At 37.9% G+C, this 23,684-nt stretch carries 18 protein-coding genes; 11 read left to right on the top strand and 7 right to left on the bottom strand.

Annotated elements, in window-relative coordinates; genetic code table 11:
• Positions 1 to 5: 5 nt before the first annotated feature.
• A complete protein-coding gene (locus tag PKC21_06650; protein HMR25015.1) occupies positions 6 to 656 on the bottom strand; it encodes a hypothetical protein in 651 nt (216 codons plus the stop codon).
• Between the two features lie 173 nt (positions 657 to 829).
• On the opposite strand from PKC21_06650, the gene PKC21_06645 reads away from it, so the two are divergent.
• Both PKC21_06645 and PKC21_06640 read left to right on the top strand, forming a co-directional pair.
• Positions 830 to 1,354, top strand: coding sequence for a hypothetical protein (locus PKC21_06645; GenBank protein HMR25014.1), 525 nt, complete (start codon positions 830 to 832; stop codon positions 1,352 to 1,354).
• A 37-nt stretch (positions 1,355 to 1,391) separates the two neighbouring features.
• On the top strand, positions 1,392 to 1,883 hold the full coding sequence (locus tag PKC21_06640) for a DUF2391 family protein (GenBank protein HMR25013.1): 492 nt from the start codon (positions 1,392 to 1,394) through the stop codon (positions 1,881 to 1,883).
• Positions 1,884 to 2,162: 279 nt separating this feature from the next.
• Here PKC21_06640 and PKC21_06635 read toward each other — a convergent pair whose 3' ends face one another.
• Complete coding sequence (locus PKC21_06635; protein ID HMR25012.1) at positions 2,163 to 2,582, bottom strand: hypothetical protein; 420 nt, start codon at positions 2,580 to 2,582, stop codon at positions 2,163 to 2,165.
• A 457-nt stretch (positions 2,583 to 3,039) separates the two neighbouring features.
• Positions 3,040 to 5,772, bottom strand: a complete 2,733-nt coding sequence (locus tag PKC21_06630; GenBank protein HMR25011.1) for a DUF2339 domain-containing protein — start codon at positions 5,770 to 5,772, stop codon at positions 3,040 to 3,042.
• 214 nt (positions 5,773 to 5,986) lie between these two features.
• Between PKC21_06630 and PKC21_06625 the strand changes: the two genes are divergently transcribed.
• The 7 genes from PKC21_06625 to PKC21_06595 all read left to right on the top strand — a co-directional run bounded on the left by PKC21_06625 (position 5,987) and on the right by PKC21_06595 (position 15,777).
• On the top strand, positions 5,987 to 6,625 hold the full coding sequence (locus tag PKC21_06625; GenBank protein HMR25010.1) for a TetR/AcrR family transcriptional regulator: 639 nt from the start codon (positions 5,987 to 5,989) through the stop codon (positions 6,623 to 6,625).
• Between the two features lie 36 nt (positions 6,626 to 6,661).
• Positions 6,662 to 7,990 (top strand): MFS transporter, encoded by a 1,329-nt coding sequence (locus PKC21_06620; protein HMR25009.1) that lies wholly within the window; start codon positions 6,662 to 6,664, stop codon positions 7,988 to 7,990.
• Positions 7,983 to 10,157 carry an AMP-binding protein gene (locus PKC21_06615; GenBank protein ID HMR25008.1) on the top strand — a complete coding sequence of 725 codons (2,175 nt, stop codon included), beginning with the start codon at positions 7,983 to 7,985 and terminating at the stop codon, positions 10,155 to 10,157. Before PKC21_06620 ends, PKC21_06615 begins: the two co-directional genes overlap by 8 nt.
• Before the next feature lie 51 nt (positions 10,158 to 10,208).
• Positions 10,209 to 10,457 carry a hypothetical protein gene (locus PKC21_06610; GenBank protein HMR25007.1) on the top strand — a complete coding sequence of 83 codons (249 nt, stop codon included), beginning with the start codon at positions 10,209 to 10,211 and terminating at the stop codon, positions 10,455 to 10,457.
• Positions 10,458 to 10,538: 81 nt separating this feature from the next.
• Complete coding sequence (locus PKC21_06605; GenBank protein ID HMR25006.1) at positions 10,539 to 13,649, top strand: efflux RND transporter permease subunit; 3,111 nt, start codon at positions 10,539 to 10,541, stop codon at positions 13,647 to 13,649.
• Positions 13,650 to 13,651: 2 nt separating this feature from the next.
• Complete coding sequence (locus tag PKC21_06600; GenBank protein ID HMR25005.1) at positions 13,652 to 15,046, top strand: TolC family protein; 1,395 nt, start codon at positions 13,652 to 13,654, stop codon at positions 15,044 to 15,046.
• Between the two features lie 83 nt (positions 15,047 to 15,129).
• Complete coding sequence (locus PKC21_06595; GenBank protein ID HMR25004.1) at positions 15,130 to 15,777, top strand: hypothetical protein; 648 nt, start codon at positions 15,130 to 15,132, stop codon at positions 15,775 to 15,777.
• Here PKC21_06595 and PKC21_06590 read toward each other — a convergent pair.
• The 3 genes from PKC21_06590 to PKC21_06580 are packed head-to-tail and all read right to left on the bottom strand — an operon-like array spanning position 15,769 to position 19,325.
• A complete protein-coding gene (locus PKC21_06590; protein HMR25003.1) occupies positions 15,769 to 16,617 on the bottom strand; it encodes an ABC transporter permease in 849 nt (282 codons plus the stop codon). The two genes, PKC21_06595 and PKC21_06590, sit on opposite strands and share 9 nt — an antisense overlap.
• Positions 16,617 to 17,543, bottom strand: coding sequence for an ABC transporter permease (locus tag PKC21_06585; GenBank protein ID HMR25002.1), 927 nt, complete (start codon positions 17,541 to 17,543; stop codon positions 16,617 to 16,619). Before PKC21_06585 ends, PKC21_06590 begins: the two co-directional genes overlap by 1 nt.
• Positions 17,544 to 17,603: 60 nt before the next feature.
• On the bottom strand, positions 17,604 to 19,325 hold the full coding sequence (locus PKC21_06580) for an ABC transporter substrate-binding protein (protein ID HMR25001.1): 1,722 nt from the start codon (positions 19,323 to 19,325) through the stop codon (positions 17,604 to 17,606).
• A 49-nt stretch (positions 19,326 to 19,374) separates the two neighbouring features.
• Between PKC21_06580 and PKC21_06575 the strand changes: the two genes are divergently transcribed.
• Positions 19,375 to 20,109 carry a hypothetical protein gene (locus PKC21_06575; GenBank protein ID HMR25000.1) on the top strand — a complete coding sequence of 245 codons (735 nt, stop codon included), beginning with the start codon at positions 19,375 to 19,377 and terminating at the stop codon, positions 20,107 to 20,109.
• A 146-nt stretch (positions 20,110 to 20,255) separates the two neighbouring features.
• Here the strand turns inward: PKC21_06575 and PKC21_06570 are convergent, their stop codons facing one another.
• Entirely contained in the window at positions 20,256 to 22,253 is a 1,998-nt protein-coding gene (locus tag PKC21_06570; protein ID HMR24999.1) for a hypothetical protein, read from the bottom strand.
• Between the two features lie 432 nt (positions 22,254 to 22,685).
• Here PKC21_06570 and PKC21_06565 point away from each other — a divergent pair.
• A partial coding sequence (locus PKC21_06565; GenBank protein HMR24998.1) for a hypothetical protein occupies positions 22,686 to 23,684 on the top strand: 999 nt, incomplete at its 3' end.

The raw sequence follows: 23,684 nt of genomic DNA, 5'->3' as shown, positions 1-23,684 counted from the left end.
AAGCTTTATTCAGCAGCATGTAAGCTATCTAAATTAAGTTTCACTGCCAGGCAATAAAATGATGCTGGGATAAGGTCACTCTCATCTTCAATAAATGTACAACTATCAGGTAACCTTTGTGAAGAACCACCATTCCAAATTGGCATGTCATTTTCAAAGGAGTTGCAGACACTGGAGTTTTGCCAAATTTGCAAATAAACTCCGGGTGCATAAGAAACATCAAAAGTTAGGACTGTTCTCAACCAAGCATTTACATCAGAGCGATATTCTGTTTTTTGCCGTCTGAGTATGGAGGATTGTTCATCAACGGTACTTTGAACAGCGGTCGACACCCTCTGATCAGAACTAAGGTTGGGAAGATTTTTTTTTCCTAAATAAAAGGTATCTCTTGTATGCGCTTCAACAGTAAATTTACCCACAGAAGATTTTTGGCCATGGTTAGCGGTTGTATAGGAGATAATGAACTCATCATCTATGTTTAAAGGACACTGACCTTGGGCATCGGTTTTAACAATTTTATATGTCCCCACTAAGTTATTAATAAATGTTTTACTGGGCAAGGGACCTTTGACAAATGCTGTGCTTGTTTGGGCAAAAGTTAACAAGCTAAAAAAACTGAGATTAAAAAAAATAAATCTACATAAGAACTGTTTCATAGACAAATGACATACTAAGTCATTATGGCAAAGTCAATGTCTAAATTTGTTGTTAATCATTCAATCAAGCAAGAAATGAAAACATAAACATTTTATTTGCTGTAAGTTTGTTTTAGTTTAAGCTTAGCGGATAATGCGGTAACAAATCCCAAGCAAAAACATAAAGGTAAAAAATGATTATTTATCAAGCAATCTTTTTAGCGTTAACAATACTGGTTACTTTAATAAGTATTGTACTGTTTGAAACAGAAGTTGGACCCCCTTTGGCCAGGTCAGTAAACAATCTTGCAGCTATTTTGATTGTTGGCAATTTTATAATTTTGCTTTTTGCTTTGTTTAGAGAAGTCAAACAAAAAAAACGCAAACCAAGCCAAGTCTTGTTTTTGGGTTTGATGACAGGACTCATATTCAGTACAATTCAAGCCATGCTAACCATAGGGTATGTCACTTTTTACAATGGTATGTTTTCTTTTGGCGATAAAAAACCTCTGATTGGAAAAATTATCAGAAAAGAAAGATCAATGATCAGTAGTAAAAACGGTGAAGGCTATCATTACACCATGAGTATCAGAACAGATGAAAGAACGGTAAAGATTAATGTTAATGCAAAACAATGGAATAACACGCAACTTTTTAAAGAGTACAACACAGGCATGCATCAAGGTGCCTTAGGTTTTTATTACAAAACAAACTTTTAAATGGATAAAATGCTTTAAAGCACGGTAGAATTTTTTTATGTCCAAACATCAAACAGAAATAAAACGCATCAATGGTTATTTAAAAGAAGTCACCACTTTTTTTGATGCCACGGGCAAACCCATATCATATGTGATCAATCCATTGATGGTAGAGCTTAAACCTAGGGATATCTTGCAAATTTTTGTGGGTTCATTGTTGGTGTCGTTTTCACTTTGTTTTACTGAGGAAGTTTGGAATTTAAGCATTCAGTTAAAAAGCGAAAAAGTTTTAAGTTTATTGTTGGTCTCGGTTTTTGTGATTACCGGGTTTATTTACTACAATTTTTATCGTTTTCGCTTAAAAGGTCATGTGATAGAGTTTTTTAAACGGATCTTTGCCACCTATATTATTTGTTTAAGTTCAGTAATATGCGTTTTATTTTTAATTGATAAGCTGCCTTTGGATCAGCCTCTGATTGCTCTAAAAAGAGTGATTATCATTGGCTTCCCCAGTTTATTTGGGGCAGTGATTTCTGATCAATTAAAATAAGCATTTGAAACATGTACTCTGTTTAGATCTAGTTTTTAATAAACTTATAAGAGCATGTTTTTCAAAAAAAGATCTTTGTTGATTGTTGTATTGTGCCAATGAAGGTTTACAGGATATTCTTAAATTCATGATCAGGCATGGCACCGGCACCCAAGCCGTAATTTTTGGTAATAACAGCTTGAGTGATGCGCATGCACATATTCCATAGCTTTAAAATACGGATCACTGTTTTTAATCATAAAACCAAGCTAATGCATGCTTAAAATTTAAACTATAAAACTACTCTAAATTATTTATATCTTTAGATTTTATCTCACCTACTAAGATTTTGGTGACTAAAAATACACTGACAATAATAATTTCTATGATGGTTAAAACATACAAAACTTTTAAAGCTTCATAATGACCAGAAACATATTGCATAAGAATAGTTGTATAAAGAAAGGCATGCAACAACCAAAGGACAGCAGCATAAATATTGGCAATAATAATAGAAGGCTCACGGCGGATAAACTCATAGGAGATTAACCCGACAGTACCAATAAAATAAAGCCAATACATAGAGAGTGAAAACCCCCAGCGATTCTTTAAAACATATTCGGTACAAAAACTACCAATTAAAAATAAAACGCCCCAAGACAAGAGCCATTGAATAAAACTTATTTTTTTCTGTGTAAATGGAATATTAATCTGTTTCATAGCTAAGGTTTTTAGCAACTTAAGATGAACAGAAACTGAACAATGTTTTATTTTTAGCTGAGCCTTCGTTTATTTATGGGACTGTAATTTATTAACGGGTAAAAAAATTTCAATGCCGACACAAAATTATTTACAGTGATCTTTGGCTCAAAGTAGAAGTTATATACAGTGTCATAAAAGAAGCCATTGAAGCTAACAATTTAAGTTGTTTTAGGCTTAAAGAAGTTCTATTATAATAGAACTCAGAGGTATAGGGTTTGGTTTTGATAAATGCCCTATATTTTTTACTCAGTTTTAAATGTGTTTGATATCTATCTCTAAGTTCATTGCATCTGCTCACAAAACCCTCCTTTTGATGGTCTATACTGATAGAATATATAAATTATAAATTTATTCTATAAACTTTAGTTAGGTCAGTAAGAGTATGTTTGTCAGCTAAGATAATGATCAAAAAAATCTATTCACGTTTGATTTGAAAGCGGCTGTAAAACCAGCTGATACCAATTAAACTTAAACCAAGGCCCAACAAAGATACTACTCGATATAAACCGCTTAAAGCAGAAGCATCATACAAAAAGACTTTGGCTACAACCAAACTGAGCATGGCATAACTGGCTTTGTACAAAGCCTGACTTTTTTTAACAGTACTCATGATCAATAAACCTATGGCAAACAACAACCAAACAGCAGAGTAAGTGTAAATTTCTGCCCCGCTGCTTTGATTTGCATTGAGCAAGTGTCCATGAAAAGCAAAGCGAACATTAAGACTGATGAAGATAAAGGCAAGAATAAACATCAAGACCTCGGTAAACTTTTTCCAAGGGTTTAAGTTTAAGGCTTTGAGTTCTTTACCAATAAAATAAGCCCAAACAATAGGCAGAGCAAAAGGTAACAATAAAGTATTAAAGATAAGGTAACCAGTAATGGTCGCATGCGTCCACAATGGATTATGAATCAAAGCATCAAAATAAAAAATTCTAAAACAGGCAATACCTGCAAGCAACAAGCCTGCCTTAGAAAAGCTCATGCGTTTATATGAACGACCCAAGTAAAAACACAAGAGACTACCTAAAGCAATAATATTATGCATGATACCCCGTTCAAAGAAAGAGGCTTTTTCAAACAAAACAGTGCTGTCAGTGTGAAACACATGCCGCATGCCATAGTAAGTCATCAAGGTTAAGAGGCCAATACTGATGTACTCTAAACAATGAACATCAGGACCATCTTCATTGTTTTGCCGGATGAAGTACGCTGCACATAAAAAGGCGGTGGCTGGTAAACCTAATTGCAACAACGGCCATTGCACCATAGGAATGTTGCTACTGAGTTTAAGTTGAGCATCGACCAAGGCAAAAGCTGCAATTTGTAAAAGCATTAAAATTTGTGGAAAAATAAGTACAATAAACACAGCGCTTAAACCTATGCCAACAGAGCGCAAGGCTTTGATGCTATGTTTTTGATAAAACCAAGCGCTGACAGCCAATTGAATGGAAACCGCAACTGAGGCAAAACTTTGTTCCAGTTCTATTAAAAAAGCCATACATAGAAAAGTTGAAAAACCAACAGCATACAAGGCGAGTAATTGAGCTTTAAAAGGATGTTTAAACTGATCCTGCTTGATGTATAAAAATACAAAGGCATGACTAAGTGCAAGCAACACAGAAACAAAACCCCAAAAAGATGGAATAAGCTGATCCGCCAAGCGTACATGCAGACTAAAATAAGCAATCAAGAAAAAGACAACATTACTGATGACATGCAATAAACCCCACAATAAAGTTTGTCGTTGCTGGTTTAAAAATAACACGGCGCTTAGACCAAACAATAAAGTAAAACCAATTAGGATGATAGCAAAGCTTGGTAAAGGAGGATTTGACCATAAAACCAAGAGCACAGCACTTAAGCTTAAACTGATCCAAGGTGCTTTACCATACAATGTTTCTTTGAGCCGTGCTAAAACAAGTGTAGCAGCACTGATCATGGCAAAAAACCCCCATTCAAAGCAAGTGTAATTGGATGTACTGATGATGGTAGCCATTAACAGTAAAGTTAAGCCAAGAGTTGTGTAATTAAGTACAGGAATCAAGGGCCAATACTCATTTTTTTTGTTCAGTGCTTCTTGATAAGCTGATTTAGAATGAAGTATTGTACTGATACATACAGCTATTAAAAATAAACTGACCCATGGCGCATCACTAGCGCTGAAATAGTTAAGAATCCAAAACAAAGTCCATAAAAAGGTTATGAGGCTGGTTGGTATGGCCAAGCCCCACCAATTTTTTTGTTTGATGACATACATGAGCCCTGAAAAAACAAAGAACAAATAGGCAAACAAAGCGGGAGCAGAAGGATTGTTAGACTCAATTAAGATTGGGGTTAAAAACCCGCCAACCAAACCTAAAATGGCAATAGGCATACCATGTCTTAACGATAAAAAGACCGCCAAAGCGGTGACGCCTGCCATAGCAAAAAAGGCCATAGCATTGGGGATGAGGTCATACAAACGATACCCCGCAAAAAGGTCTAAGTAAGCAACAGCAATACCAACGCCCAAAAGTGCTTGCGAGATACGTTGACCATTGGCAAATTTGGGGCGCTTACTGATTAGATGCCCACTGATTAAAAAGGCAAAGGCCATTAAAGCACCTAAAATAATCCGCACTTTGGGTCCCATTAAGTTGTTTTCAATAGAGTATTTGACCAAGAAAAACCCAGCCAAGACCAAGGCCATGGCTCCCAACCATACCGGTAGTTGGGTGGCAAGGTTATTGATAAAAGAGTCATTGTTGTTTTGTTCATGATCTATGTTTATGGCTTCAGGTTTGAGTTGCAAAAGCTCGGTTGCCGACGCCGTTTTGCTGACAGAGGCCATGCTTTTATTGGCTTGTTGCGGTGCGGATGTTTTGCTGACTGGAGTTAAGGATTCAAGCGGCGGCATGGATTTAGGAGCGGTATCCGTTTTCTGCCCTATTTCTGGCTCTTGATTGATTTTTTGCTCAGAATGTTTAGCGGCACTTTTTGTATTTCTGCTCAAAGCTTCCAGTTGAGCCATTTTTTCCCACAGCGCATGCCGCAAAGCATTCACTTCTTGCAGCAATTCATCAATTCTGGCTTTGTTTCTCCAGGGTAAAATAATCCCTGAAACAAACACAAACACTAAAATCCCAATGCCAATCAAATAGAACATAAAACTTCTCCCATAAGCCGCAGCCAATGATTAAGCGTAAACTCTAGCATAAAATTCAACACTGTTCAATTATTAATTTTACACTGTTTAATTATCTTGATAAGCTTAATTATTAACGTGGTTGAAGTTTAAAATTCAGCCTTGACTTATACCATGTTTTGATTGATAATTAAACACTGTTCAATTAATTATGCATGTAGGGATGTAGTACATTATGGCAAGAAGAAGTGATCATACTAGAGAAGAACTAAGCCAGTTGGCCATTCAGATCGGCCATGAAATGATGGCCTTAAAAGGTTATCGTGAGTTTAGCATTAGACAAGTGGCAAAAAACATGGGTTATACCGTGGGCACCATCTACAATTTATTTGGCTCTTACAATCAGTTTGTTTTGCGCGTTAATGCCATGACACTGGATAAATTATATCACTTTGTTAGTGAAACAAAAGCAACAGACTTCCCTCCAGCTACGGCCTACCCTGGGAGAAACCAAAAAAACATTAAGGAACTGGCGAAAGCTTACATCGACTTTGCGCATAAAAATTTTCATGCTTGGACAGCTTTATTTGAATTTAACTTACCGCAAGGCGAAGTCCTACCAAACTATTATCAAGCTAAAATTCATAAACTGTTTGATTTGGTGGAACAGTCACTTGTTGATCATACTTTGGATCAAGAGCATGCACAAAGTATGGCTAAAGTCATTTGGGCCAGCATTCATGGCATTTGTCAATTGGGGCTTACCGGTAAACTTGAAGCTGTTGGAGCGGAGTCTATTGGTCAAATGACGGATTTACTCATCAACCAAGTTTTGGTGGGACTTAAAATGTTGAATAAAAAAGAGGAGTACTAAAAGGTACCCGGTAGCTTTTGGTAGAGCGGGAGTATTATGAGCAAACTTAGTCATCTTTTGTATACCCAGCGTTTTTTACCTTTGTTTATCACGCAATTTTTTGGGGCGTTTAATGACAATGCTTTTAAAAACGCATTTTTAATTTGGTTCACCTATGACATGGCCAGCAAAAGCAGCATGGATCCAGCAACCTTGGTCAGTGTGGCGGCGGGCTTGTTTATTCTGCCCTTCTTTTTGTTTTCTGCTACCGCCGGACAAATTGCAGATAAGTATGAAAGGAGCAAGCTCACACAAATTATTAAATTGGTTGAGATTGTTCTGATGCTAGCCTGTGCAGTTTGTTTTTATATGCAAAGTGTTTTGGGCTTGTTGATCCTTTTGTTTTTTATGGGTTTGCAATCCACCTTTTTTGGCCCCATCAAATACAGTTTATTGCCAGAGCATTTACACAAAAATGAATTGTTGGCTGGCAATGGTTTGATTGAAATTGGAACTTTTTTGGCCATTTTGTTGGGTACTTTGTTTGGGGGGCTGGTGGTAAGAACCCATCAGGGTTTATTCTGGATTTCAGTTTTTGTAGTTTTGTTTGCTTGCATGGGTTGGCTTGCCAGTAGAAACATTCCCAAAGCCCCTATTGGAGATGTAAACTTGACGATCAACAAAAATATTTTTAAAGCCACCTGGTCTATTATGGCCTATGCCAAACATGAACGCACGGTATGGTTATCGGTTTTAGGTGTATCTTGGTTTTGGTTTATTGGCTCTGTGGTCTTAACGCAATTTCCAACCTATGCCAAAGATGTTATTGGCGGTAATGAACATACAGTGACTTTGTTTTTAACCTTGTTTTCAATTGGGATTGGTCTAGGTTCTGCTTGGTGCAACAAGTTATTAAAAGGTAAAATCAATGGTAAGTTGGTGCCCTATGGTTCAATTGGGTTAACAGTGGCCATTCTTGCTTTTGTAGGCAGCTCATTTTTATATACAGTACAGAGAATGCATTACTTAGAGCATGTTCTGTTGTATCAAGATAAAATACTCAATGTTCAGGAATTTTTTGCAGTGGGCTTAAGCAGTTGGGCCATTGTTTTAAGTTTGCTCAGTCTTGCCATTTGTGCTGGCCTGTACATTGTTCCTTTGTATGCCATCATGCAGGATAGAACAGAAGAAAAATACATGGCCAGGGTCATTGCCGCCAACAACGTGATTAATGCCTTGTTTATGGTGATGGCCAGTGTCTTGATGTTGGTTTTATTTGCGATGAAGATAACTTTGTTACAATTGTTTTTAATATTGGCTTTGGCCAACATTCCAGTTTACTTTATTATTAGAGGGGTTGTCCAAAGGAGACTTAAACATGCTTAATGCACTTGCAGACTTAGGAACAAAAGGATTAAAAATTGTTTTGCGGTTTTTCTGTGACACGGTTTACCGAGTAGAAGTCAAAGGCTTGGATAATTTTCATAAGGCAGGTGATAGAGTCTTGATTGTAGCCAACCACATGTCTTTGTTGGATGCCTTGTTGATTGCAGTCTATTTGCCAGAAAAACCTATGTTTGCCGTTAACAGTTATATAGCCAAAACCTGGTATTTTAAACCTTTTTTATCTTTGGTTAAAGCCTTTGCGCTTGATCCCACCAACCCCATGGCCACCAAAGCCATTATTAGAGAAATTAAGAACGATCAAAAATGTGTTATTTTTCCAGAAGGAAGAATCACGGTGACCGGTTCTTTGATGAAAATTTACAATGGTCCGGGAATGATAGCGGATAAATCTGGCGCTATGATTTTACCCATTAGAATTGATGGAGCTCAGTACAGTTTTTTTTCTAGGCTTAAGGGTAAAGTCCGCACCCGTTGGTTTCCAAAAATCACTTTAACCATGCTTGAGCCTTGCCGTTTTGATTTGGATGAAAGCATCAAAGGCAGAAAACGTAGGCATTTATCAGCCATGAAATTGTATGATCTGATGAGTCAAATGTTGTTTGACAGTTCAGACTATGAAAAAAGTTTGTTTGAATCTCTGTTGGATCAAGTTAAGATTCATGGCCGTAGGCATATCATTGCTGAGGACACGGGTCGTAAACCTATTCGCTATGGCATGTTTTTAAGTAAAAGTTTTATTTTGGGTGAAGCTTTACAAAGCTATACTCAAGAAAAAGAATATGTGGGTGTAATGATGCCCAACATGATTGGCACGGCGGTTACTTTTTTTGCTTTGCATGCCTATGGACGTGTGCCAGCCATGATTAATTTTTCTACAGGTGCACACAACGTTTTATCTGCATGTACAACAGCCAGTATCAAAAGCATTTTAACCTCCAAGCGTTTTGTTAGCCAGGCCAAATTAGATAAATTAATAGACGCTATAACCCAACATGGGGTTAAGATTGTTTACCTTGAAGACTTGGCTAAAAAAATAAGCGTGTTTAAAAAAATTAAAGGCGTGATTAAAAGTTTTATCCCCTATGGCTATTATTTTAAATACAATGCTGAGGAAAAACCAGAAAACGCAGCCGTGGTTTTATTTACCTCGGGTTCTGAAGGTACACCCAAAGGGGTGGTGTTATCACACAGAAATATTCAAGCCAACCGTTATCAGTTGTCTTCCAGAGTTGATTTTGGACCAGGCGATATTGTGTTCAATGCCCTGCCCATGTTTCACTCTTTTGGTTTAACCGGTGGAACCTTATTGCCCATGCTCTGTGGCGTAAAAACATTTTTTTACCCCTCTCCATTACATTACAGAGTGGTTCCAGAGTTGGTTTATGACAGCAATGCAACTTTGATGTTTGGAACCGATACATTTTTATCGGGCTATGCCCGTTTTGCCAATGCCTATGATTTCTATGCAGTCAGGTACGTTTTTGCCGGCGCAGAAAAACTCAAAGATGAAACGCGCAAACTCTGGTCAGAAAAATATGGTGTGCGTATTTTAGAAGGCTATGGTGCTACGGAAACATCACCCGTGCTCTCTGCCAACACACCCATGCACAATAAGTCTGGAACAGTGGGCCGGATGATGCCTGGTATTAAGTATAGATTAGAACCCGTACCAGGTATTGAACAGGGCGGTAAACTGATTGTCAAAGGTCCCAATATCATGAAAGGCTATTTATTAGCGGACAAACCAGGGGTGATTCAGCCACCCAAAAATGATGAGTATGATACCGGTGATATTGTCAGTCTTGATGAAGAAGGTTTTTTAAGCATAGAAGGTAGAGCCAAACGGTTTGCCAAAATAGCCGGTGAAATGGTATCTTTAACCGCAGTTGAAATGTACATTGCAGAGCTATGGCCCAAGCATCATCATGCCATAGTTGCCATACCGGATGCCAAAAAAGGTGAGGCTTTGTTGTTGGTAACCGAAAATAAAAAAGCCAAAAAAGAAGATATAAGAGCCCATGCCAAAGCCAAAGGCATGACGGAGCTGTATGTTCCTAAAACAATCATGCATATGGACAAGTTACCTTTATTGGCCACCGGTAAAACAGACTATGTGCAACTGCAAAAAGATCTTTTAGACAGTTAAGCAACAGTAACAGTATGATGAGAGAATAAAATCAATATGCGTGAAGTACAGATGATTAGTAAAGCAAGGTTTGGCTATGGTATGGATTTTCTTGATGTTCTTATGCTGTCATTGATTTTGATTGTTGTATACACGTTTAGTCGCATTAAAAAATTACATCAAAATGCCTATGACGCCAACAAAGTAAACTCGGACTATTATAAAAAGAATAGAAAAAAATGGTTATGGATCAACTACATCAGTTGTTGTATAGCTTGTTTTGTTTTTGTTATTTTATTATTAGGTAATTTTAAAGCCTAAAATTCATAAAATAAAACAATAAAGAAGTTAAGCCTTATATTTGTTTATTTTTTGTAAGTGCTTAGGTATGACATACACTGCATGCAAAATCTAGTTCATTATTTTTTAAAACGTCCAGCTTTGGTCAATGCCATGATGTTGGCGGTGCTGTTTGGCAGTGTGCTGGCTTGGCAAAAAATTGGCAAAGAAGAAATGCCAGAATTTGCCTTTAACTCGGTTCGGATCAATGTTGTTTATCCGGGAGCGTCAGCCAGTGACATTGAATTGTTTATCACCAAACCCATTGAAGAAAAACTTAAAGGTGTTTCAGCCTTAGAAGAAATCAATGCCAGCTCTTCTTACGGGGTGAGCAATGTCAGAGTTTTTTTTGATGCCAATGTTCCTGACTTAAGTGAAAAAGTGCAGGAAGTAAAAGATGCGGTAGACAGTGTGGATTTTCCAAGAGAAGCGCAAGACCCCGTTTACAGACAATTTAAAAGCTCAGAAAAAGCCATCATTGATATAGGGGTGTATTTAAAAGATGTGGACATTTTAAATGTTAAGGACAGACAAAAATTACAAGCTTATGTGCTTAACTTTAAAAATCGCCTGCTATCCCTGCCAGAAGTCAGCGGTGTTGATAGCTCAGGATACTTACGCCCAGAAATACAAATTAAAATCGATCCAAAAAAATTAGAACGCTATGAAATTGCTTTAGAACAAGTCAAACAGCAAATCATCAATCAACATGTGCGCTACCCTATTGGGAGTTTAATGGATAAAAAAGAAACAGAAATTAATTTAGATGCGCAGTTGGTGGACATTGACGCACTTTCCAATGCCGTGATTAATGTTGGTTTTGAAGGCCAACGTCTAAAGTTAAAAGATATTGCGCACGTTGAAGAAAATTTTGAAAAAAGCAACAGCGTGCATAAAGTACAAGGTAAAGAGGGCATTATCCTTAATGTACAAAAAACCACAACCTCAGATATTTTATCCGCACAAGCTGCTATTGATGCTTTTCTTGAACAGTACGTAAAGAGTAACCCTAATGCCCCCGTTGGGTTTGTTTTTATTGATGATGAGTCTTATGACGTAAAAAATAGAATAGAATTGATTGGCACCAATGGTTTGATTGGTTTTATACTGATTGTTTTTTTCTTATTTGCATTTTTAGATTTAAGATCAGGTTTATGGGTGGCCATGGGTATTCCTTTTTCTTTAGGCTTTACCTTACTGGCGGCTTTGGTCTTGGGTTATACCATCAATAACATGACCCTAGCCTCTATCATTATTGTTCTGGGGATTGTGGTTGATGATGCCATCATTGTGGCAGAGAATATTGTTAGACATAAAGGTAAAAGCTACAAAGACAGTTCTGTAGTAGACAGTGTTTTGCAGGTGACTTCACCGGTTGTAGCCAGTGTCTTGACAACATGTGCAGCTTTTCTGCCATTGTATTTTTTTCAAGGACGTTTTGGCATGTTTGTTAAATACATTCCTACCATTATTATTTTAATGTTGGGTGCCAGTTTATTGGAGTCCTTTTTTATTTTACCGGCACATATTTCTAAAAAAAGTAAGCTAGAAAAACTATGGCATAAATTTAAACAGCCAAAGCGAGTAAACTGGCGGCAACGTTTTTTAAAACGCGTAGAGTCTGGCTATGCAAAAATTCTTTACAGTGCACTAAAGTACAGAGTTTTACTTTTGGGCTTGTTTTTAGGTCTTTTGTTTTTGTCAGGCTATGTATTTAAACAGCATCTTCGTTATGTGATGTTTCCCCGTGAGGAATCTAAAGACTTTAGAGTGAAGGTGGTTGCTGATCAAGATCTTAAGCGCATGCAAATGGCTGAAAAAGTAAGCCAAGTAGAAAATATTTTTTTAGATAAGCCTGACAATGGTGTGACCTCAGTTAGAACATATATTGGTCAAAGCTGGCGTGGGGGTGAAGTCAGAGAAAATGAAGCAACCGTTATTGTTGAAATTGTCCCTCCCTCAGAAAGAGATGTCTCTTTAAATAAAATGATTGAGCAATGGAAACAACAAACAGAAAAACTCAACGGTTTTAAAGAAATCACATTTTTAAAATCCAGATTTGGTTTTGACAGTGGAAGTCCCATTGCCTTAGAGATTCAAGAAAACAATGATGACTTGCGTGACAGTGTTGCGCAAAAACTTAAACAGGAAATGGAAAATTTAAAAGATATTGATCACGTAGAAATAGAAAAGCCCTTAGAGAAAGATCGCTATCAGTTGATTTTAAATAAAACGCGTGTTGATCGCTTGGGTATTGCCTATCAAGACATTGCCAGTACCTTAAGAACCTATGTTGAAGGTGATATTTTATATACGCTTAATAACGGTGATGAAGAAGTGGATGTTAGATTGACAGGGCAAGATGTCAGCAAGGATGATATCAACAAAATTTCTCGCTTAACTGTAGCCAACCAAGAAAATTACTTGGTCCCTATTTCTAGTATTTTAAAGTTTGAACCAGAAAAAAAACCTTCAACCATAGAACGAGTCAATTACAAACGAGCCAGTAAAGTGTATGCAGATATCAAAGCCGGTAGCTCCATGACACCTTTAGAAATGGCAGAACAAATTGAAACACATATTATTCCTAAAGTTCTTAACAACAACCCATCAACGCATATTATGTTTAGAGGTGAAGTTGAAGAATCAAGAGAGTCACAGTCTGACTTTTTGGTTTCAGTATTGATGGCACTGACCTTGATTTATTTGTTGTTGATATGGTTGTTTGATTCATTTTTAACCCCTCTGGTGATCGCTATGATTATTCCTTTTGGTATTGTAGGTACAACACTAGCCTTTTATCTACATGGTTATGATCAGTATGGGTTTTTTGCCATTGTTGGAACCTTAGGCATGATGGGGGTTGTGATTAATGATGCCATTGTCTTGATTGATAAGCTCAACCATTCAAAAATTAATAATAAAAAAAGATTGTTGAACATAGCTCTGGTTTCTTCAACCAGACTAAGAGCCATTGTCATGACCACGGTGACTACAGTTGCTGGACTTTTCCCTACTGCTTATGGTTTGGGAGGTTATGACTCCATGTTAGCAGAGATGATGTTGGCCATGGGTTGGGGTATGCTGTTTGGTATGTTCATCACATTATTTTTAGTGCCTTGCTTGTATTCTTACTACAATGATTTTCGCAATAAAATCTCTGGAGAAGTTTAAATATGAAGCTGAACAAAAATAAAGGTTTAGGATGTGTAAAAATACAAGGTTTATTTTTGCTTTTCATATGTGTCTTTTGTAAAACAATTCAAGCGCAAAGCTTTGAAAAACTTTTAGAACAAGCCAAACAAAATGATCCTAATTATAAAATTATTGAATATGAAAAGAGTAAACTGCAACACTACATTGATCAGCAGATGATGTCCAATGCGGTTAACTTGGATTTATCAGCACAAAAAGGCTTTAGTTCTGAAAGCAACCAACAAACCTTAAGTTTAAATGGTGAGCTCAGCAAAGAGTTTGTTGAAACCGGCACCTCTACGTCAGTTTCATACAATCAGACAAAACGACCAGACAGAGAAGAAAAAGTTACCCGCTTGCTGCTCCAACAATCATTGTTAAAAAATATTTTTGGCCGCAATGCCAGGCTTAGAAAATCATCTTTACAAGATGAAGTGCAACTTCAGCTGTTGCAACTTGAAGAAAGTTATGAGCAGTATGTTGAACAAGTGCTCAATGATTTTTTTAATTATCATATTGCACAAGAAAGTTATTCTTTGTCGGATGATCTTTATCAGGCCACCCAAAACTTGGAAAAACAAGTGAAGTCAAAATATTCTTTACGCATTGCCAGTAAAACAGACCTTGCGCGGGCAAAACTGGGGACACTTTTAAGTTACGAAGATTATATTAACAATCAAAACAATGTTGAACAAATGAAAGCCATTTTAAGCAATAGATTGGCCAGTGATGATATTGCCATCAGCAAGCAAGAAAAAAACAGTTTGTTTGCTGTACTCAACCAAAAAGTGATTGATATCAATGATAAACAAAACAATGAGCTTGATAATTTGCGGCTGGTGCAAATTTCTAGTTTACAGCAAAGAGCTGCCAATAAAGTAGCACGTTTATCCAAGAATAATTTACTACCCAACTTGCAGTTTGTTCTGGGCTATACAGTGGATGACTCTGTTAGATTTAATACAGCCATTGAACGCCAAGAAACCGTTTTTGGATTAAATTTATCTTTCCCTATTGGTGATAGACAAACCAAAGCTGAAGCCGCTTTGACTAAGATCAGTTTTTTACAATCCATAGAGGAAAAAAGAAAAGTGATCTTGGATTTAAAAAATGACAGAGATACATTGTATGTTAGGCTTAAACAAGCACAACAAATAAAAGAATTAACTCAAAGCAAAGTAGACTTGCAACAAGAAATCATCAAAGATGAAGAACGCCGTTATAAAATTGGTTCGCGCAGTTTAAGTGATTTGATAGAGCTGAGAAAAGATTTTGCTCAATACAACAATGAAAATCAACAAGCATCATTAAATTATGCGCAACTGATGATTGCCTGGTTAAGCATGCACGATATGTTGGTTGAAAGTATTTTTTAAAGCCGCTTTGTGCTAAGAGGGTTGCTTTATAAAGTTAATTAAGATATTTCCAAACAGTCTATTAAAAATAGTGGGGAGAGCTAATGAAAAAAATTTTATTTTTGTTTTTTTGTTTGGGTTTAAATGTTCTGTATGCCCAAGAAAAAATGCACTGTACTGATAATGGATGTAATTTTACAGAAGTCTATAACAGTATAGAGCACTGCCAATATCTTGACAGTGCAGTGTTTAATCCAGCCCAACTTAATGCACTGATTGTTGGCAAAATGGATAATGTTTACATGTTTTCTATCAATAAAAATAGCCAAAGCATGAGTATGATGGCCAAACTGAATGATTTTATCAGCCACAAAGATATTACAATTGCGATGGATGTTTCTTTTTCTGAACCTTTGGGTTATGCCAACTACCATTACATTGAGTACCATACAAAAAGTGAACAGTATTTAATGGATGTTGAAGACAGTTTCAACTTAACAGCCTTGAGCGCACTTAAACTAGATGAAAAACAATTTTACCAATTGAACAACATTTATTCTGAGCAAGGTTTGAATAAACAGGTTGCGATAGGACTAAACTCCATAGAATTTGGTATAAAGACCATTAAAAATACATTTCCTCAGATCATGCAAACCATGGATGTCTATGAAACTAAAGACAAACAGTTTTATTACAACCTTACCCATTGTATTGAAGGATTTTTATTGAGTTTAAAACAAGGTCTAATCTGATTCAGTTTTAGGGTCCAAGACATCTCTTAAGTGATCGGCTAAAATATTGAGGGCCAAGACCAAGAAAAACATGGCGGCGGTGGCTGCTGCCAATTGCCACCAGTAACCATTGAGCAATTCATTTTTTGAATCAGCAATCATGATCCCCCAACTGGGTTGACCTTGCACACCTAGCCCCAGGTAACTTAAGATGGCTTCAGACTTGATGGCGTAAATAAAACGCAATGAAAAATCAATGACCACCAAGTGAAACACATTGGGTAAGATATGTTTAAAAATAATATTAAACTTGGAAACACCCAAGCTTTTAGCCGCAGTCACATACGGCATGCGTTTGATCTTAAAGGTTTCTGCTCTGACCAAACGGCAAATGCTGGTCCAAGAGGTTAAGGCCACCGCCAAGTAAATGGAGCTCAGTCCCCTACCCATCACAAAACTGATGGCCAAGAGCAACAAAATAGAAGGGATGGAGTTAACAGTGGAATACAGCCAAACCACAAAATCATCCACCCGTTTACCAAAATAGCCCGCAGCCAAGCCTAAGCTGGCACCAATAGGAATAGCAATGGATGAAGCAATAAAACCTACAGATAAAGCAATGTAAGTTCCATGCAAGACTTTAGCAGCAATACTGCGTCCCAAGTAATCTGTACCAAAAATAAATCCATCACCCGGGGGCATGAAGGCTTGCCCATCTCTGGCAAAAGGATCAGCGGGCATCAAACCTGTTAAAACCAAAACAGCAATAATAATGTAAATAAGAATGGTCACAAAAGCAGCTAAAGCCCAGGGTTTGCGTTTAAGGCTGCCTAAAAAATTGTATGTATGTTGGAGCAGCATCAGTTTAGCCTCACACGTGGATCAACTTTGGCATACAACAAATCAGATAAAATGTTTCCAGCAATGTAAAGCAAAGATCCCAAGACGGTCATGGCCTTGATCACCGGCCAATCCGCATTGTTAAAGGCATCTACTGTCATGCTGCCCAAGCCAGGAATGCTAAAAAAGTTTTCCAACAACAAAGACCCCAAGAATAAAAAAGGAATATTGATCACCACTCTGGTGATGATGGGTAGCATGGCATTGGGGAGTGCGTGTTTAATCAACACCCGCGCTGTGGACGCGCCTTTGTAATAAGCAGTTCTGATATAGTCTTTGGAAAGTTCTTCAAGAAAAACAGTTCTAAAAAAACGCACATCGGCGCCGCTACTTACAATAATCCAAATCAACCAAGGCAACAAAAGGTATTGAATTTGACCGGGTTCATAACCAGAGACAGGGAACAAGTTCATTTGAAAGGCCAGGATGTATTGGCCAAACAAAATAAAAGCCAAAATACTGATACTCATACCTGCAATACTAAAAATAACCAGTGCCCTATCTAACCATGTGTCCCGATAAAAAGCACTGAGCATGGAAAAGGCAATAGCCACAATTAAACTCATAAAAAAAGCGGGTAAAGTCAGGCTTAAAGAAATTAAAGCACCGTCTTTGATCATACTGGAAATAACCTGGTGGCTTTGAAAAGAGCGGCCAAAATCTAGAGTAACAATTTCTTTGAGGTATCTGAAAAACTGAACATAAATTGGATCATTTAAACCATACTGTTCACGCAGGCGGGCAATTTCACTGGCCGTGGCATGCGGGCCCAAGAGCTGGATGATGGGGTCACCTCCAACAAAATGAAACAAGGTAAAGGTTATCAGTGCTACACCAAAAACAATGGGTATGGTTTGTAACAAGCGTCTAATAAAGTAATTCCACATTGTGCGTTCCCCAGAAATAATAAAGGCCCAAAACAGAATCTTTGGGCCTTTATTTTAGGTTTATAAAGTTGGTAAGATTTTATTTTTTTTATCCACGTCGATGTCAAAATATTTCATAGGTGCCGTGTTAATGGCATGCGCCTTGTAATTTTTTAACCAACCATGGGCTAAGTTACCGCGTTTGCGGTGAGCAAACAAGACCCATGGGCATTCTTCATGAATGATTTTAACCATTTTAGCAATGATGGCATTGCGTTCTTTACCATCAGGCATATTTTTCATTTCTAGATACAACTTATCATACTCAGGGTTATCAAAGTTGGCAGAGTTGGGTCCTGGCGCTTTATTCCCGCCGTAAAGTAACTGTAAAAAGTTCTCAGGGTCAGGATAATCTGCGTTCCAAGCATAAGGATAAAACTGTCCTTGGCTTTTTTTCATGCGCTCAGAAAATTGAGGCCAAGTACCCACACGCGTGGTGCTGCTGTAACCAATTTCTTTAAGTTCATAATCAACAGCTTCCGCCATTTGTCGGCTAAAGCTTGAGCTGTATAAATCTTGCAACAAAGGCGGTATATTTTCTGTCCCGTGCTCTTTTTTATAAATGGCTTGTGCTTCTTTAAACCACTTTTTAGCATTCTCTACATTGTAACCGTTGGGATCAACCAGATTAGGATCATAGCCTTCTAAACCTTTTGGAATGGGGCCATGAGCCACATAGGCTCTACCATTGTAAAACAATTCAATTTTTTCTTCACGATTGATGGCCGCACTGATGGCTTTACGTAAAGGTTTGTTTTTTCCAATGATGGGATCTTCCATATTGAATACTTTGATAATAATATCCAAATTTTCAGCGGTATTGAGAACCATGTCTTTATCCGAGTACTCTTTTTTCAAAGAACCGTCTTTGTTGATCACACTTTCATAAGCATCTTTGGAGATAACTGAAAAATCAAGGTTCCCTTTTCTAAAGTTCAACCACATCGGTTGACGTTCGGTGTAAACCCAGAATACCATTTCATCAACCAGAGGTAATTTTTGATTGGCATTTTTAAGCAAGCCTTTTTCTTCATCACCTGCTTCACCGTACTTTGGATAGAACTCATTGCGGTAGGTTGGATTTTTAACAAACTCAAATTTTTGATTACGCACCCAGTTTTTTAAAACAAATGGACCGGTTCCCACAGGGTGGTTAACAAAGTCTTCTTTGTATTTATCCACAACTTCATGTGCCACAATACCGGTGTTAGGCATGGCCAAGAGGTATAAAAACTGTTTGTTTTTACGTTTGAGTTTGATTTGTAGGGTTGTATCATCCAAAGCTTTTAGGCCTTCTACGGCAATGGTTTTGTAATCAATGGGAGGAGTCATCTCTTTCATTTTTTCGTGGGCTTCATCCAAGCCAGCAATTTGATCTTGTAAAATCCACCAGCTGGTATGTTTTAAATGTGGGTCTGCAAAACGAGTATAGGAGTAGACAACATCATGGGCACTAAATTTTCTTTGGCTTTGTGCTTCACCTTCACCAAAGGCAGGGTCTTGATGAAAATAAACATCTTTGCGCAGTTTGATGGTATAGGTTAAGCCATCTTCTGAAATTTCAGGCATGCTTTTGGCTAACATGGGTTGTAACTCGTAAGGACGTTTGAGGTAATGGTACTCAAACAGTTTTTCAAAAATTTGCGATTGCACTTCATTGGTGTATTTATCGTCACAGAATAAGGGATCAAAACCTTTAATTTCTGCATCCAATGCATGATTCAGCACTTTTTTTGTGCTCACTGTCGCTTTATTCTTTTTTGTACAGGCAGTCTGAAGTAAACTAAAGACTATGACTAAACTTAAACATAATAATTTTTTCATCATGATGCTTCATAACGCAAAGTATTTAAAAACTGTAGGCATTTTTACTTTTTTTAGTATAATTTTTTTTAATAATCATAACTTATGCTCGGTAAATGCTGCGACACTGATTTTAAAAAATGGCAAAGCCCCCGTTGTGGGTAAAATCCTGAATATGGATGAGCAAACCGTGAGCATTGAAAATGAGCAAGGTGAAAAAAGCCAAATTATTAAAGAAAACATCAGCCAGATTATTTTTAATGATGAGGCAGAGCCAAAAGCTCAAATTAAAAACAATAAAGATACCTTGCTGGAACAGCAAAATGAAGATTTGCTCAGTCAGCCCAGTGCACAAGACAAAGAGCTGTTTGAGCAATTGTTCAATGGCCCCAATGATAAAGACATGCAACAAGGGCCCTATGTCACACCCAAACACACCTTTGAAACCTGGCGTCGTGCTTCTGTGAAAGGAGATATGAAAGGCATGGTTGCCTGTTATGCCAAATTTAGGCAAAACCAAGTGCGCAAGCAACTTAAAAAAATCCCCAAAAACAAGCGCAGAGAAATGCAAGACATCAGTAAAAACACTTTATTTAGTTTGGGTCAGGTCTATTATCAAGGCACACAAGCCAGTTTAGAAGCCACCTGGAATTATGGTCTTAAATCAGATTCACAGGTACTTAAATTTGTTTTAGAAGGCAAAGAGTGGAAGTTGATTCAATAAACTTGCTACTGGGTGCACAGTTAGGGGATAAATTGAGGGAAAAACAAAAGGGGATCACCTTAAGTTTAAATGAAGAAGTTTAACTAAATAAAAAAGCCCCCACTGTACAATGGAGGCTCCTGTTAGCTTTGATTATAATTCTTGGCTTAAGCGTCTAAACCTTGGCGTTCTTCTTCTGCATAAGCAGCGGCCTCAGGGTCAACATAACTTTCCTCGTCTACAGGTTCCCCGGCATAAGAGCCATCGCCATCAACTTCAACTGAGTTGTGATTGGCATACCCTGCATAAGGGTCAGGAGCGTCTGGGTCCAAGAACATTTCCAAGGCTGCAAAACCGGGATAAGTGATGGTCTCACCTACAGTAACAGTTATTGGATCAGTTAAAAGCTGTGGCCAACGTTTACCACTTGTTTTGTATGCATCCCAATATTTGCTGCCGGATAATTCACTGTGCAAGGCAATGTTACGCAGCTCATCTTTTTCCGGATAAAACGGCATCAATACCCTATTTCTGTGTAAGGCTGGGTCACGCTCACCCCACTCTGGTTGCGAATCGGTTAAAGTTGCAATGTTTTGTGGCATAAACTCAAAGGTGGCTTTAGCCATATCCGCCATGGATTTATCGCCCATTTCATCGTCTTTGTATTCTTCATGCTCTTTCATGCGGGCATGATAAGCTTCTGTATCTGCTGTACCTTCTTTGCTGGTAGCGTAATGCTCAGGTGTTACATATTGTACCATCAAGTTATCTCTGAAAAAGGTATCTTGACTTTGCTTACCCAAAAAGAATGAAGCCAACATGAAGTGCACCGGCTTGCTGCTGGCAGGAATTGTGGTTTGAGTGTTGCCCGTTTTTTTGTTGAACACGCATTCACTTTGAATTTTTTGAATATCTGCCATCAAGGCCGGTTTTGTAAAACGCAGCTTGTTGTGGAAAAAGTCAAAACTGCCTTTAACGTTGACAGATGAAATTTCTGTATCCCCATCATAAGTCATTAAGAATGCAGATTTCACTTCACCGTTGGTGGGTTGATTCAGATTGTTTAAATGTACCAACTGTGCTTTCATTGGTTTTTTAGGGTTGATCAAAGCTTCAGCAATGTACAACATGTCTACATCTTCACGGGTATAGTCATCAGCTGGACCATTTAAAAACTTATCACTGCCATCAGAAAAAGCATTGTGTATTAAGGCTTGCGTAATGCCGCCGGTGATAATAGCAAAAGGTTCTTCCTCTGGATGGCCAGGAACCCCTAAAATTTTACTGCTGAAAGTTTTAGACGGTTCCATTTGTACACGTAAAGCTTCATCTTTCATGTGCTCACGATAAATCACACGTACAACACCGCCAGAGTCAGAGGTGTTTTTAGGATCACTGGCATTGACTTTACCTGAGATATTTAAAGCACACATGGCTCTACCCAACCACAAGCGTACATTTTCTGAACGGCTGGTAATATTGTTGATAAAACCAGTTCCCTCGGCTTGATCAGCCCAATCACCAGCCAAAGTATTCCATGCTTCTTTGTATTTTGGCGCCTCACTACCGTTGATGGTTGCCGCATCAACTGCAATTTTACTAAGAACAGGTGCGCTGAGCCTTACAACACCAACGCCATAGCCGTGTAACAATTGAGGGTTCATGGCTTCAAAAGCTTTATGATTGGAAAGATAAAGTTCACAATTATCCGATATTTCATCGTTGTCACTGTCAGGTTCTCCTCTGGGTTCAATAGCAGTGGGATCAGGAATTTGTGTGCCAGGATTACTTGGATCATCGATTTTCATGCCAATATCGCCCAAGGTGGCTTGGCTACAGGCAATTTCCCATAATTCTTCTGTTCTTTTGGTAAAGCGTAAACCATTGGTTTGAGGTTGTTCTTGGTTAGGGTCTGGTTGATTAACATTTCTTTGATTGGGGTCGCCCATGTTGTTTAAGCCATTGTTGTTACCATTGTTTAAGCCATTGTTGTTACCATTGATACCATCACCACCAATTTCAACGCTACGACCATTGCTGATAACACCGTTGCCCATAAGACCTTGTTGAGGTCTGCTATCAGGAAAACAGGATGCCAAACCCATGCTCAGGGCCGTCATCAAAAGTAGGAGAGATGATTGTTTGTATGTTTGCATATATTTCATAAGCCTAACCTTTTTAACTTTGTTCACAGGTTTTTTAACAAACCTTTGTCCGTGCAATACTTTAAAGCAAAGCGCGTACCAAGTTTTGATTTTTTTATTCCAATAAAATCAGCAACTTAAAGTTACCAATGCTTGGAACAATCAACTCAAGCGGGGCACGCATGCCACACGCAATACTCTATATAACAAAAATAACGCATTGTGCAAGGTGAAAAATGCAAAAAAAAAGTAATGTTTTCAAAATATTAGATCTCCATGTTAATAGAGGTAAAAAAACAAAGAAGCGTCAAAAAATAAAGCCAAGGTTTTGGTGAAAAAGCTTGCCAAGTTTTGAATTTTACTTCACGATTTCAAGTTGTTAGGTGAGTTTTATTAAAGTTTCAGCTTTAATGATTAAGAGATCAATCTAAATACAAAAACTAGAGAGTGCTTATGAAATATCCATTAACCAAAGTTTTATTTTTTTTCATTGTTGGTGTACTGACCTCGGGCGTATTTGCAGCTCCAGTCCCTAGTTTAAATTTTACTGCACCTTCTAATAACGTTGATCCTCTACTAAATGCACCTTTTTCTGTGCGATTGGTTTTAGATAATACAGACTTAGCGGATTCGGGGTTTTTTCCAGCATTTCACTTTATAGCACCGGCTGAGTTTACCTACAATGGCAGCAATGATTGTGAAAGTCTGGGTGTTTCAAGTATCAATGTGCAAAACAACCCTTCGGCAGTTGCAAACTTGGATGCAGAGGACCCTTTTACCGGAGAAATCTTCACGTTGTTACCCGGAGAAACCTTTATTGCCATTAAACCTAATATCGGTTCGCATGCTCCCAGCCAACCCAATATTGAGTGTACAGTTGGTTTTGATTTTACAGATGATGGCATGGGATCACCTACAGCCCTAGCAGGCACACCTTATACTTTTAAAAATGCGCAAGGCATGTATGTGCTTGGTGGTATGGTCAATGGTGTAGCTGGGGATTGCGGTACTGCAAACACCATTTGTTCAGTGCCAGCAACAGATGATGTTACAGCCAAAATATTTGATTTGGATAAAGAAGTTGCCAGCAGTAAAGGCAGTTTGAGTGCAAATTTAGCCATTGGGGCTGGGCCATCCTATCCTGAAACAGTCACCATCACGGGTACAGTTGCAGGGCCTGTCACCTTAAACAATGTGACCATCAACGAAGTGATTCCAGAAGTTTTAGAGGTGGTTGACCCAGGAGATTGCAGTAGTTTTACCATTATCCCTGCTCCTAGCAGTTGTAGTTATACACCTGACATTTCTTCTGCAACTGGCGGTAGTATTGATATTAATTATACAACCTTAAGCAGTGGCTTTACCTTAACGTATACAGGAAGCTACAAGCAATTTAGAGATGATGCCTCAGAAATTATTGGCAGCAGTTTAATTGCCGTCAATGAATCTACA

It is taken from the genome of Oligoflexia bacterium (genome assembly GCA_035326705.1).
Lineage (GTDB): Bacteria > Bdellovibrionota_G > JALEGL01 > JALEGL01 > JALEGL01 > JALEGL01.
The sequence above is the reverse complement of the archived record's forward strand: the minus strand, read 5'-3'. Positions and strand labels throughout refer to the sequence as shown.

Coding starts and splice junctions, on each gene's coding strand:
- PKC21_06570 (HMR24999.1), bottom strand. CDS start 22,253: ATGAAATATATGCAAACATACAAACAATCATCTCTCCTACTTTTGATG.
- PKC21_06620 (HMR25009.1), top strand. CDS start 6,662: ATGAGCAAACTTAGTCATCTTTTGTATACCCAGCGTTTTTTACCTTTG.
- PKC21_06610 (HMR25007.1), top strand. CDS start 10,209: ATGATTAGTAAAGCAAGGTTTGGCTATGGTATGGATTTTCTTGATGTT.
- PKC21_06635 (HMR25012.1), bottom strand. CDS start 2,582: ATGAAACAGATTAATATTCCATTTACACAGAAAAAAATAAGTTTTATT.
- PKC21_06600 (HMR25005.1), top strand. CDS start 13,652: ATGAAGCTGAACAAAAATAAAGGTTTAGGATGTGTAAAAATACAAGGT.
- PKC21_06575 (HMR25000.1), top strand. CDS start 19,375: ATGACTAAACTTAAACATAATAATTTTTTCATCATGATGCTTCATAAC.
- PKC21_06585 (HMR25002.1), bottom strand. CDS start 17,543: ATGTGGAATTACTTTATTAGACGCTTGTTACAAACCATACCCATTGTT.
- PKC21_06630 (HMR25011.1), bottom strand. CDS start 5,772: ATGTTCTATTTGATTGGCATTGGGATTTTAGTGTTTGTGTTTGTTTCA.
- PKC21_06615 (HMR25008.1), top strand. CDS start 7,983: ATGCTTAATGCACTTGCAGACTTAGGAACAAAAGGATTAAAAATTGTT.
- PKC21_06605 (HMR25006.1), top strand. CDS start 10,539: ATGCAAAATCTAGTTCATTATTTTTTAAAACGTCCAGCTTTGGTCAAT.
- PKC21_06650 (HMR25015.1), bottom strand. CDS start 656: ATGAAACAGTTCTTATGTAGATTTATTTTTTTTAATCTCAGTTTTTTT.
- PKC21_06590 (HMR25003.1), bottom strand. CDS start 16,617: ATGCTGCTCCAACATACATACAATTTTTTAGGCAGCCTTAAACGCAAA.
- PKC21_06625 (HMR25010.1), top strand. CDS start 5,987: ATGGCAAGAAGAAGTGATCATACTAGAGAAGAACTAAGCCAGTTGGCC.
- PKC21_06595 (HMR25004.1), top strand. CDS start 15,130: ATGAAAAAAATTTTATTTTTGTTTTTTTGTTTGGGTTTAAATGTTCTG.
- PKC21_06640 (HMR25013.1), top strand. CDS start 1,392: ATGTCCAAACATCAAACAGAAATAAAACGCATCAATGGTTATTTAAAA.
- PKC21_06645 (HMR25014.1), top strand. CDS start 830: ATGATTATTTATCAAGCAATCTTTTTAGCGTTAACAATACTGGTTACT.